Source organism: bacterium (assembly GCA_035703895.1).
Classification (GTDB): Bacteria; Sysuimicrobiota; Sysuimicrobiia; order Sysuimicrobiales; family Segetimicrobiaceae; genus Segetimicrobium.
In genome coordinates this window covers 23,388-35,632 of sequence record DASSXJ010000311.1, presented here as the reverse complement: position 1 = coordinate 35,632, position 12,245 = coordinate 23,388, and the positions used below count along the sequence as shown (strand labels likewise).

General features: G+C 62.9%; 10 protein-coding genes. 1 reads left to right on the top strand and 9 read right to left on the bottom strand.

The features are described 5' to 3' along the window. Positions 1-590, bottom strand: a 590-nt coding sequence (locus tag VFP86_20575) for an ABC transporter permease (GenBank protein ID HET9002045.1), incomplete at its 3' end; no start/stop codon positions are given. 38 nt (positions 591-628) lie between these two features. Further along, complete coding sequence (locus VFP86_20570; protein ID HET9002044.1) at positions 629-2,137, bottom strand: ABC transporter substrate-binding protein; 1,509 nt, start codon at positions 2,135-2,137, stop codon at positions 629-631. Positions 2,138-2,366: 229 nt separating this feature from the next. Here VFP86_20570 and VFP86_20565 point away from each other — a divergent pair, with 229 nt between their 5' ends. After that, positions 2,367-3,920, top strand: a complete 1,554-nt coding sequence (locus VFP86_20565; protein ID HET9002043.1) for a phosphotransferase — start codon at positions 2,367-2,369, stop codon at positions 3,918-3,920. A 10-nt stretch (positions 3,921-3,930) separates the two neighbouring features. Here VFP86_20565 and VFP86_20560 read toward each other — a convergent pair whose 3' ends face one another. From VFP86_20560 to VFP86_20530, 7 genes are all read right to left on the bottom strand, one after another. Then, positions 3,931-4,872 (bottom strand): hypothetical protein, encoded by a 942-nt coding sequence (locus VFP86_20560; protein HET9002042.1) that lies wholly within the window; start codon positions 4,870-4,872, stop codon positions 3,931-3,933. A gap of 68 nt (positions 4,873-4,940) precedes the next feature. Continuing rightward, positions 4,941-6,164 (bottom strand): amidohydrolase family protein, encoded by a 1,224-nt coding sequence (locus tag VFP86_20555; protein HET9002041.1) that lies wholly within the window; start codon positions 6,162-6,164, stop codon positions 4,941-4,943. An 18-nt stretch (positions 6,165-6,182) separates the two neighbouring features. Then, the gene (locus VFP86_20550) at positions 6,183-7,436 is read right to left on the bottom strand and encodes an amidohydrolase family protein (protein ID HET9002040.1); all 1,254 of its coding nucleotides are present in this window, start codon (positions 7,434-7,436) and stop codon (positions 6,183-6,185) included. A 208-nt stretch (positions 7,437-7,644) separates the two neighbouring features. Further along, a complete protein-coding gene (locus VFP86_20545; GenBank protein HET9002039.1) occupies positions 7,645-8,460 on the bottom strand; it encodes an SDR family NAD(P)-dependent oxidoreductase in 816 nt (271 codons plus the stop codon). A 57-nt stretch (positions 8,461-8,517) separates the two neighbouring features. Next, positions 8,518-8,922, bottom strand: coding sequence for a RidA family protein (locus VFP86_20540; GenBank protein ID HET9002038.1), 405 nt, complete (start codon positions 8,920-8,922; stop codon positions 8,518-8,520). Between the two features lie 21 nt (positions 8,923-8,943). Beyond that, positions 8,944-9,864, bottom strand: coding sequence for a dipeptidase (locus VFP86_20535; protein ID HET9002037.1), 921 nt, complete (start codon positions 9,862-9,864; stop codon positions 8,944-8,946). Next, on the bottom strand, positions 9,864-12,221 hold the full coding sequence (locus VFP86_20530; protein ID HET9002036.1) for a M14 family zinc carboxypeptidase: 2,358 nt from the start codon (positions 12,219-12,221) through the stop codon (positions 9,864-9,866). Before VFP86_20530 ends, VFP86_20535 begins: the two co-directional genes overlap by 1 nt. Positions 12,222-12,245: the final 24 nt, after the last annotated feature.

Here is a 12,245-nt window from a genome sequence, read left to right as displayed (position 1 = left end):
TCCAGCACGGCCGACCGGCTCATCCGCGCGATGGTGGCGAGGGACAGCCAGGCGAGCGTGATGGACGGGAGCACTAATGTCGGTAGCGTTCCAGACCCAGAAGATGGCAACAGGTGCCACCGAACGCTGACGATCAAGATGAGGAGCAGACCGGTCCAAAACGACGGCATCGCCTGGCCGATGAGGATGAGAGGCAGGGCGAGGCGGTCGAACGCCCCGCCTCGGCGAATGCCCGCAGCCACGCCGAGAGGGAGGCCGACGGCGAGGGCAAGCCCGAACGCCGCCACGGTAAGCTCGATAGTATATGGAAGCCGCTGAAGCACCAGCGGCAGCGCTAGCGTGTCCTGAACATAGGAGGTCCCGAGGTCTCCACGCGCGAGCCCGGCAAGAAAACGGAGGTACTGCACATGGAGGGGCAGGTCGAGCCCAAGGGTGTGCCGCATCTGGGCGATGACGTCTGCCGGCGTGCCCTGAGGGACCATCAGGGCCACCGGATCGCCCGAGAACCGGACGATTACGAAGACGATCGTCGAGACCCCCCATAGGACGGCAACTGCCTGCAGCAACCGCCCGGCCAGGAAACGTCCCATGGTCTCGCTCGACCGTCTTCCCGCGCTACCGTCCGGGTCTAATGCCCGAGAGCCATATCGGCGACGAAGAGTTGCTCGTCCACAGTCGGATGCCAGTGAAGGTTCCGGTCCGCCCCGTACAGCGCGACGACCTCCCACAGCGGCACGTCGGGGACATCCCGCTGGAGAACGTTCAGCGCGATCGAATAGGCGGCTTTCCGTGCCGCCGCATCAAGTGTCGAGCGGGCGTCATCGACCGCCTTGTCGAAGGCGGGATCGCTGTAGCTCGACCAGATGCTCCCGGTGTGGAACAGCGGATAGATGACGCCGTCGGCGTCCAGGCAGGAACACGACCACTGCCCGTAGCGCAGGTCCCCCCAGTCGTGTTGGGGGGACTGGATCTTCTGCAGATAGGTGCCGAAGTCATACGACTGGGTCTTCACGGTCACGCCCGCCTGCTCGAGTTGTCCCTGGATCGCCTGGATGATGCGTTGGTCGTAGGTCGGCGAGGTGGTAAACACGAGCGTGAGGCCGCCCGCGTGACCGCTCTCGGCGAGCATCTGCTTCACCTTCGCGAGATCGTGAGGGTAGCCCGGGATCTTCGCATCGTAGCCAAAGTGGCGGGACGTTAGGAGCGCGGTTACCGATCGGGCATAGCCGGCGAGTAGGATCCGGATCAGCGAGGGGGCATCCACCGCGTGTGCGATCGCTTCCCGCGCCCGCACGTCCCGCATCGGGCTCGGTCCCAGCGCGTTGAACGCCAGGTACGCGACACGTTCGGTCGCCCCGCCGAGCAGTTGGAGTTTGGGGTCGCTTTTGATTGTCTTGACGTCATCAGAAGTGAGGCCGAGCGCGAGCTGGACCCGTCCGGACTGCAGGTCGGCGACGCGCGTCGCAGTTTCAGGTACTGTCCGAAACGTAACCTCTTCGATCTGCGGCCGGCCTCTCCAGTAGCCAGGGACCGCACGCAGCGTGACGTGGTCGCCGCGGAGCCAGGCGTCGAAGCGGTACGGACCGCTCCCCATCGGATGCGCGTTGACGTACGGCTGATCATGGGCCGCTACGTATGCTTTGGAAACGATGCTGAGGTTGACGAGCTGGGCGAGCAGCACAGGGTACGGCCGCGAGGTGATGATGGTGAGCGCATCCGGTCCCGTAGCCTTGACGCTCGCGATCGCATTAAAGTTGGCGTACTGAGGACTGTTGAACTGGCGATCGAGAATGCGTTCGAGGGTCGCCTCCACATCGGCGGCAACCAGCGGTGTGCCGTCATGGAACTTGATGTCTTTGCGAATGGTGAAGTGCCATTCGGTTGGGGTGACGGCCTTCCACGCCGTGGCGACATAGGCCTCGATTGCGCTCGTTTGCGGGTTGCGGTGTAGAAAGTTGTCGTAGATGTTTCGGTAGACGTCGTAACTGTTGGTATCATACTGACGCCCGGGGTCGAGCGTCGCCGGATCCCCCTGCAGATCGATCGTCAAGGCGGTTGCCCCGGTGGCCATGGTTGGTCCGGCGGCCGCCAGCGCCAGTGCTAGTGCGCACGCCGTCAGGATCCGAATCGACATCATGCATACCCCCCATCGAACAGGCAGCGCTGCCCAGGACGTTTCGTGAGCACGCTGACGACTCCCTTGCGAACACCCCGGCACGGCGATCACGCGCCGTGTCACTCAACGCCCCGCGCATGCATAAGGGGGGCCAGAGAAGAGGTGGCAAATGCACAACCAGAGAAAGTCCACAACCGCTTCGGATCACCAGGCTCATTGAGGATGTGAGAAAGGTGAGAATCTGAGCGCTGTGATCATTCCACACGCGCCCGAGGCATTGACGCTAAAAATCGACCACTATTGGAACGGGGTGCCGTGCCCCGACAGGCGGCTCCACGGGGCAGTGACGTTGTCCTCAACTCCGGAGGGGCTGGCCATAACCGCAGTACTGCCGCACCAGGTCTCACCCAACATCCCGGCGCAACCGCCCGGCACGCGTGTCGCGAATCTGTGGCAGTACGACGTTGTGGAGTGCTTCATCGTCGGTTCGAGGAAATATCTTGAAGTCGAACTTGGCGCGGGCGGGCACTTTCTTGTCCTCGACTTCTGCAAGCGCGCCCCGCGCATCCGCGATCATGAATACGAGCACTTTCGCCCGACCCTCGAGTGGCTCCCCTCTGCGCCTGAGGATTCAGGACGCTGGCGATCCTCTATCGTCATTCCCTGGCAAATGGTGCCGCAGCGCACAAATGCCCTCAACGCTTTCATCATCGTCCGCGACCAATTTCTCGCCTACCATCCAACGGAAGGCTCCACACCCGACTTCCATCAGCCAAGGGCCTTCCCCCAAGTGAGCCTCCGGGGAGCACGACGCCGTCACCATCCCCGACCCAGGAGTATCCTCGGCCGCTTTCCCATCCCGGCTCCCACGGGCGTTCAACGCTTCGGCACCGGGCTGATCAATCACACCTATCGGGTTGGGTCGGGAGAGAGGGAATTCGTCCTCCAAAGGCTGCATGAAATCGTATCCACCGAGGCACTTGAGGACATGCGCATCGTCACAGAGCATCTCGCCGAATGCGGAATGCGCGTACCCAATCTCATGAGAACTATCGACGGACAGACGGCGGTGCGAGACGATTCTGGCGGACGATGGCGGCTGTATCCCCTCATCCCTGGCCGTATCTTCGATGCGATCGAATCAACCGACACGGCGATGGAAGCGGGTCGTATCGTGGGGGAGATGCATCGCCACCTGCGCGATCTCTCGCTCGAGCCAGAGGGGAGCATTGAGCATTTTCACGACACGGCGTACGTTCTGGACAAGCTCCGCGCCATAGCGGCCAAGCTGCCTCGGCCGCTGCGGCACATTGCCGAGGACGTGCTGGCCACCGTGCCCGGCATCATCCTGACAGCAGACGCTGCGCCGGAGAGAAAGCAGATCATTCACGGTGATTTGAAGATCTCAAATATTCTATTTGACGAAGCGGGGCGGGCGTTCGGCATCATTGACTTCGACACCATTATGAGGCACTTTCGGGCAATCGACCTCGGTGATAGCATGCGTTCGTGGTGCAACCGGACCGCGGAGGATGATCCGCAGGCAATTTTTGATGTCGGCATATTTCATGCAGCGATGACCGGCTACGGGCAGGGTTGGGGCACGCCAGTGCGGGAGGATGAGAAGCGCATGTTCCTGCGTGCCACAATCCAAATCACATATGAACTCGCAAGTCGTTTCCTCATCGATGTGGTATGCGACAATTACTTCGGCTACAGCAAGCCACACAAGTCGCGTCGCGCAGCGAACATCGCCAGAGCGATCGGCCAATACCATCTGGCCAAATCGATCCCGCGCACCTAAGTTGGCGCGGTCACTGGACCGGCGCCGTGATCTGCTTCGCCAGCGTACCGGCGACGTACACTTGCACGACAAACGGGGGTGTGCCGGTTGCCAGCGCGGAGACCGCCTCCCCGGGGGCGTGCGAGCCCTGGTAAACCGTCCTGGCGAGGCCGTTTGGCTCGACCGCCACGACCTTCACCATCTGGCGAGCATCGCCTGCGGGGACCACAATCCGAAGCACCACCTGAACCTGAGTACCCGCGCGCTGGATGGTCGACGTCACGATCGCCTGGGTGGCGTCGTCAGGCGGGAAGGTCGCCGGTTTGGCCTGCGCGAGCGCCTGTTTGGCTTGCTCCAGCGCCTCCAGGCGCTGAGCGGCGGTGAGGGCGGCGTTCTGCGCCAGACCGCGCTCCACCGCGCTCAGGGCCGCGCCGGTTGAAGGATAGCTGAGGTAGAGCGTCCCCGTGGGTCGGAAGAATCCTTTCAATTCGCCGGCGATATTGATGCCGTCGAACATGCCCGTACCGCCTGTTCCTCGGATGTGGATCGTGGCCTCGGCCGGATCGTACGATCCGAACCCATGCATCGGCTGGTCCACATTGAGGGAAACCGTCGTGTCCCCCGCGGCTCCATGCAGCGAAACACTCCGCGCCTGACCTGTTGCATGAGCATCCGCGACGGCCACGACGCCTGTGGCTCGCGAGCTCATTTGCACGGATGCCTCGCCCTGAAGCGACACTCCGAGCACCGGCAGGGTGACGTCTACGTCATACTGCTGCGTGGTACTGGCACCCGCTATGTACAGGATCGTGACGAGTTGGGTGTTGGCTCTTCCCTGGTTCACGATCGCGACCTTCCCGCTGACGGGCACGGCAACCGCGGGGTCGCCCGCAGGAACCCCCTGCGCCCCGACCCCAACGCCGGAGGTCAGGACCACCACTCCAACAAGGAGCACCTTGGCCGTCGTTTTCATCACGCACCCCTTACATTCGCTCATGTGTCTTTGGTGCCGTGCTTCTCCGCTCCTTGCCCGGCGAAGCCTTATGCGTGGAGCACTTTAGCTGGAAACGTCACTCGATCATCGCTCCCGTCGACCCAGTAGGCTTTGCCGTCTTTAATCACGGCTTCCACACCGCGAACTGCGGAAATATTGCGCAAGGGGTCGTCTCGGAGCACCACCAAGTCTGCACGCTTCCCTACTTCGATTGTCCCGATCTCATTGTGCAAATCCAGCAGCTGTGAGGCGCTGGCGGTAGCGCTCTTCAAGGCCTCATACGGACTGAGCCCGATGCGCACGAAGATCTCCAGCTCCGTGGCGATGTCGGGATGCGGCGCCACGGGTGAGCCGTTGTCGGACCCCGCCGCGAAGCGCACGCCCCCTCGATAGGCGTCGACAAACCGACCGATCTTGAGCTCCCACGATCGGTTGACCAGATCGATCAGGTACGGAGCGAGGTTGTGGACGGCTCCCGTCTCCTTCATCTTGTAGTAGATCGAGAAGGTGGGGATGATAAAGGCCCCACGCTCCAGCAGGAGGTCAATCGCCTCTTGATCCATGAACGAGGCGTGCTCCACCGAGTCGATCCGCGCACGGAGCACGTTCTTGATGGCGGGGGCTCCGTGTGCGTGCGCACATGTCTTTCGCCCCGCTTTGTTGGCCTCGCGGACGCCGGCGGCCAGCTCGTCCGGATCTAACTGGCTGGAGGCTGGTTGCTCCCCTTCCTCGGCGAACCCGCCACTGGCCATGAATTTCACCCAATCCGCCCGGGCTTTGATGCGTTCTCGGACGGCTCGCCGAACAGCGTCAGGCCCGTCCACCTCCTGTCCGTAGAACCAACCGTGGCCCCCCGTCATCGTGATCATCCGCCCGCACGCCACGATCCGGGGTCCCATGATCTGTCCCGAACAGATGGCATCTCTAAGCACGATGTCGCTGTCATCGAGCCCGCAGGTATCTCGGATTGTGGTAATCCCCGCGAGGAGCGTCATGGTGGCGTTGTGGGCCGCCCGCAGGATGCGGACCCGGGGATCGTGCGCAAGCTCGACCTCAATGTGGTCCCCACTCGCCGTGATGTGGCAGTGCGCGTCTATCAGCCCTGGTAAAAGAAACCTGCCTCGAAGATCGGTCGCCTGTCCGTCCGCGGGCACCGGGATCTGCGCCGCGATCTTCGTGATCCGGCCGCTCTCGATGAGCACATCGGCTGGCGCGCTCGGTGCCGAATTCGGGCCCGTCATTGAGATAACGGTCGCATTCTTCAGCAGCATGTGGTGTGCATTGTCCTCCTAGCTGTTCCGAATGACGACGGCGCCGTCGAGCATGACCATCGCGGGACGGCGCAGGACCGCCAGGTTCTCGAGCGGATCGCCGGCGACGGCGATCATATCCGCCTGAAGGCCTTCCCGGAGGGCACCTACCTCATCGGCGATTCCCATTGCCGCGGCCGCTGCCGACGTCGCCGCCACGATCGCACCGCCGGCAGACGCACCGGCCTCTCGCAGCAGCTCTAGCTCGGTCACCAGACCATCGAATGGGGTGAAGCGCCAGCCGGCGTCCGTCCCGGCGACGTAGCGGACACCGGCCTGCCGCATACGGCGGACATTATCCATGTTGCCGTCGTTCATCGGCCGCCACCGCTCCACGGCGGATCGTTCCTCCGGCGTTCTGTTCTCCCTTGCCGAGAGCGCGTTCACGAGGAAGTGACCGACGCAGAGGGTCGATGTGACTGCGGCATCGCGCTGCGCAACCGCATCGGCGACGTCCGGCTCGAACCGCTGATGTCCTTGCTCATCGGCAAGGAAAATCGCGTGCTCAATGTGGTCCGCCCCCGCGGCGATGGCATTCCGGGTAGCCTGAGCACAGGTACAATGGATGCCGACACGGCGGTTGAGCCGATGAGCTTCTTCAACGGCAGCGCGGAGTTCGTCGACTGTATATGACGGCCGGGACGAGTAGGTTCCGAGGGTGCCGCCGCCGCTACCCATGATCTTGATGTAGTCCACCCCGGCCTTCGCCAACCTGCGCACGATGCGTCGCATGCCCTCGGGGCCGTCCGCTTCGCCACCGAAATACCAGCAGTGGCCGCCCGTGATCGTGACGGGACAGCGACAGAGATGCAACCGGGGAATGACGGCATACCCGAGACGCTGCGCCCGCCGCAGCTCGAGTGTCGTGTCGCGCATGCCGCCGCAGTCCCGGAGCGTCGTGATTCCGGCCCGGAGCGCAATCTGCGCGTTGCGTATGGCGGTCGTCAACAATACTCCGTCCGGTTCCCGCACGGAATCTTCAAACGGGGTCCCATCGCCCGGCAGCACAAGGTGGACATGGGCATCGATCAGGCCGGGCAGGAGCGTGTGTCCGGCCAAGTCGAGCTCGGGCGTCTCCGAGGGCCACCCTCCTCGCGGAGCGGTGCCGGCATGGATGGCGTCAATCACACCCCGGTGCACGACCACGGTGGGGTGCTCGATGGGCGGAGAACCCGTCCCATCGATCAGGTGGGACGCATGGACGACCAGCCACTCCGGTGCGGTGGGTGACATGCTGGTCCCTCCCGTTCGAAGTACCACGGCCTATTTGCTGATGGACACGTCGCTCAACACAGGATACGCCGAAAAATTATACTTCGTGCCCATGTAATCCTGGACAATGTTTCACAGACGACGAATAGCTTGCCATGAAGGAGTGAGCGAGATGTTGACGGGCCAGTTTGCCCCCAGGCCGGACAGGGGCGCTGCGGCGGGTCCTTACCTATCCCCCCCCTCTTTGCCCGTAGTCGGCGGCCACGTGAGGACCTTGCACCGCGAGCTTGCCTGCAGAGTACCCGCCATCCACGCACAACACCTGCCCGGTGATGAACCGGGCGCGATCTGAAGCGAAGAAGAGCACGGCGTCCGCGATCTCATCCGGCGTGCCCAGGCGGCCCAGCGGCACCTGTGAGACGAAGGCGCGCTGGTATTCCGCCGTCTGCACCGAGCGCGAGATGCCGGCGATGTCGGTCAGGCCGGGCGATACCACGTTCACGGTGATGCCGTGGCGGCCCATCTCGAGGGCCATGACGCGGGCGAGCTGGATCTCGCCGGCCTTTGACGCGGCGTGCGGTCCCGCCTTCACGCGCGCGTTGTTGCCGGAGGTCGACCCGATAAAGACGATACGGCCGCCCTGTCCCTGCGCGATCAGCTGCCGGCCGACTGCGCGGCTCAACAGGAAGGCCCCACGAAGCTGCACGTCGATCTGCAGATCCCACTCCTCGTCCGTGAGGTCCACCACGTCCTTGTGCACGCCAACCCCGGCGCCGTGCACCAGGATGTCAACCCGGCCGAATTGTTCGACCGCCGTTCGAACCATCGCGTCCACCTGCGCGCTGTCTCGCACGTCGGTGCGGACGAATCGAACCTCGTGATCCTGCGCGGTGAGCTGCTGAACGGCGGCAGCCGCTCGTTCCTCATCGAGGTCGGCGATCACGGCGCGCGCACCGGCCTCGGCAAACCGCCGGAGGATCACACTGCTGATCCCTGCCGCTGCGCCGGAAACGATCGCCACTTTCCCCGCAAACTCACGGGTCATCCAACCCCCTCCCTCTCCGCGCTCCCGGCTTGGCGCCACAGGCATCACCAAACCTTCTTACTCGTGATCGTCGTCGAGGACAGCGATTGCGTCCATCTCAACGAGCATCCCTGGCTTCCCGAACCCCGCCACCTGGACGCCCGTTGTTGTGTATGGGTTTTCCGATGAGAAGTAGGAACTGCGGACATGTATCATCTGTTGCGTGAGGCGGGGGTCCGCATAGAACGTGTCCATGTGGACGACATTTTTGAATGTCGCACCGGCCGCGTCAAGCGCCGCCTTCATGTTCTCCATTGCCTGCCGCGTCTGCTTCTCCATGTCCCCCAAACCGACGACGTTCCCATCCGGATCTACGGCGGAACATCCCGACAAGAAGAGCAAGTTCCCTGCGCGGATAGCATTCACGGCATTAGGGATTCGTGCGTACGAGGGCCAGTTCAAGTGATATGCGATCTTCTTCACCGCTCACCTCCGTCACTCTGATCAGCCAGTCACCGCACCGAAAACCCGCAAGAAGTTCTCCCCCATGATGTTGTCGATCTCCCTGGACGGGTATCCGCGCTGCTGCAACCGGTCGGAGAGGCGGGGCAACTGCGAAATATCCTGAAGGTCGCGTGGAGCCTCAGCGCGTCCATAGAAATCCAGGCCGAGTCCGACGTAATCACTCCCAACAAGTTCACGCACATGGTCGATCTGCTCGACAATGGCATCGAGTTCTTGAAGTCGATACAAGTTGATGCCGAGCATCCCTTCCGTCTTTGCGAGCGCCAAGATCTGCTCATCCGATAGCCCTCGAGGGTGCCCAACTGCTCGGACTTTGGAATGGGAGGCGATCACGGGACGCGCCGCCATGGCCATGACCTCCCAGAAGCCGGGCTCCGCCAGGTGCGACACGTCAACAACGATGCCCAACCTTTCCATTTCCGTCACCACGTCGCGCCCAAACGGGGTGAGACCGCCGGGCGCGGCAGATGCGTCGAGACCATCAGCGAGGAGGTTGCGCGGATTATGTGTGAGTCCTAGCAGGCGGACCCCCAACCGATGATAGATCCGCAACATCGCAAGGCTACACTCAAGCGCTTCCCCACCCTCGATGCTGAGGAGAAGCGCAATCTGATTAGTTGTCTTGGCTGCCCGCACCTCGGCTGCTGACGTTGCTACCAGCATGGCGGAACTGGCCGCCGCACACTCACGATAGGCAAGGTCTATGAGCTCGCACGTCCGGTGAGCTGGCGCGCGTTGGTACGCCGATTCGACGTAGAGTGCTAGGACTTGTGCAGTAACCCCTCCCGTCCGCAGCTTCGGGATGTCGACCTGGGCATCAGCGCTGTCGTCGTTGAGGCGATACAGCCCTCGACTGACAAAGAGCAGCGTATCCGAGTGGGCATCGATCACGATGCTCATCAGGGGGCTAAGCCTGCCAGAAAGACGGCGTTGGCGAGAAGCGGAAGCGTGCTTCGCCAGACGCCCCGCAGATACGGTTCGAAGACGAATACAGCTGCCCAGCCACGTCCTACAGGCTGGTAGAGAATGGCGGGGGTATGTGCCTCCGCATCAAAATACGCGGATTCTCGGACGCTCTTCGGATCGTCGATCGCAACGTATTCGGCAAGTACCTGAGCGTGGGGTCCGGCCTTGAAGATCGGTCCACCATGCAGACCCGCGAACGGTTCCGAGTAATATGGGACGGCAAGCCGGCTTGGTATTGTGCTGCCTTTCTCGTCTGTAAATGAGCGCACCCCGTAGAAAAGTGGATGGCCCTGGGTAACCTGGATGAAGGCGCGTGCCTCCCCCAGCATCTCGTCCACAAGATCCGAATCCACGAGGCCAAGGAACTCGGTCGAGGCGAGGATCCCGCCGCCGGAGCCGATGCCCAGATACCGACCGCCGTTCTCCACGAATGCGTAGATCGCCCTCAGGCCCTCATCGCCGAGCCCGTCGCGGGTCCCGGGACGCTGCCAGGGAGGTTCTGGATCTTCCCAGCCGTAGACAATCTCCGGGCCCCAACCTCCCGGCACGATGAGCAGTTGGAACTGCCGTAGCTCGCCGGCGCGCACGTTCTCGGCCTCGATCGGCACATAAGGAAACCCAAGCCGCTCCAGCGCAAACCGAACGCTACCGGAGAGCAGGTGATGTCGTTGGTCCACACCTTGCCCCACATAGAGCGCGATTCGTGGCCGAGCTATTCGATGATCTCCAGCGTCGGGAACCGCGCGTCCCGAAACGGCTTCCCCAACCACCCCGCGAACTACTCCCCGGGGCTGCCCGACGACGCCGAACCAGCCGCTGGAAACACGCCATACCTCGGCACCGTGATTGAGCAAGCGGTTGGTGGCTGCGATCCCTTCAGCGTCATTCGCGATGACGACCCCTTCCCGCCTCACTCCGCCGTCCGCCTGCCCGTGGTGCCGTATCGGCAGGCTCAATACTGGTTCCAATTGTGCCTGCCACCAACCGGTTTGCTGTTCCGCGGGCAGCGCCGACAGCCGCAGGCACGTTGCCCCCACTTGCGGAGGGAGCGCGACATGGTTCCACGCCGCCTGGCTAAGCAGCGCGCGTACGAATCGGCCGTCGGGCTGATGCGTGGGGATGATATAAGCGGCTTCCGGATCGGTCGCAGAAAAAACGAGCACCTGATGCTGCAACAACGGTTCCACCACTGACGCCAGAGTACCCTCCGTGTTTGCCGCCCGAGGGAGTACGAATGCATCGGGAGTCTCCAGGTCGCGCCTCACGGCGTACCGGGCGGCCAGATACCTGTCGGATTGGCTTGCCACTTCAGAAAGGAAAGCAAGGCCTGCGGTCATTTTCTGGGCAATGCGATCCTCCCAGGTTTGGGACCCGGGCCTGCGAGCGCTTTCGGTGATCAGCGCGGGCACGCCCTGCAGGCAAAGATCCAAGTGAAGCCGCCCTCCCAGCCGAAAGAGTGATAGGAACCCATGATCGCCCTCGGGATGGTACAGATAGTTGAATCCGCGGCGCTGCCATTCCTCGGCGATCGCGCCACCCAGGCGGCCGATGCAGTCTAGGATCCTCGAATCGATCTCCGGATGGTAGGGTCGAGCGAACGGTGGCGTCCAGCACACGTAGGGCAGAGTGTGGCTCAAGTGGTACATATCCTCGTGCGGATCATAGGCCGCCACGGGATGGAATCGATTGATTGCGACCCGTACGGCTTGCGTCTCCAGCTGCGACAGGTTGAAGAAGTCCCGATTGACCGGGAACCCGTAGGCGTTCCCGCTGCCCTGATGTCCTACCGCCAACGGGGACCCCAGCCATTCCGCAATAGCGGCGGCGCGCCCATCAGGATTCATCAGCGGAATGATGACGATCAGCAACCGTTCAAGAATGCGCTCGACACGGGGCTCGGAAGACGTTGCCAGGCATTCGGCCAACTCGACCAGGGCCTCCACATGCGCGGCCTCAAATCCAAATGAACCACCGGCTACGAGGACCGAAACCTTAGTCTGTGAGGCTCCAGGCACCGGTCCCTCCGATCCAATCTCGAATTCCTCAAGGGTGCGGAACCGGACCCGCGGCCCTGCCAACCGGTGATTCTGAGCCTCGTGGTACGGAAGCCGTTCCAATGTCTCGGCCATGCCAATGATGATGGCCCAGATTGGCCGGCCCTCGTGCGAATGTCCGAGGCGCTCGACTCTCACCCGTGACGATTCGGCGAGACGCCGCAACCGGGCATCGAGCGTCTCGTCGGATAGCAGCATCGCCGCTGGGGGCTGGGTCCTCTCCGCGGCGACAGGCACCGTTACCTCCTCGGCGGCGCCGAG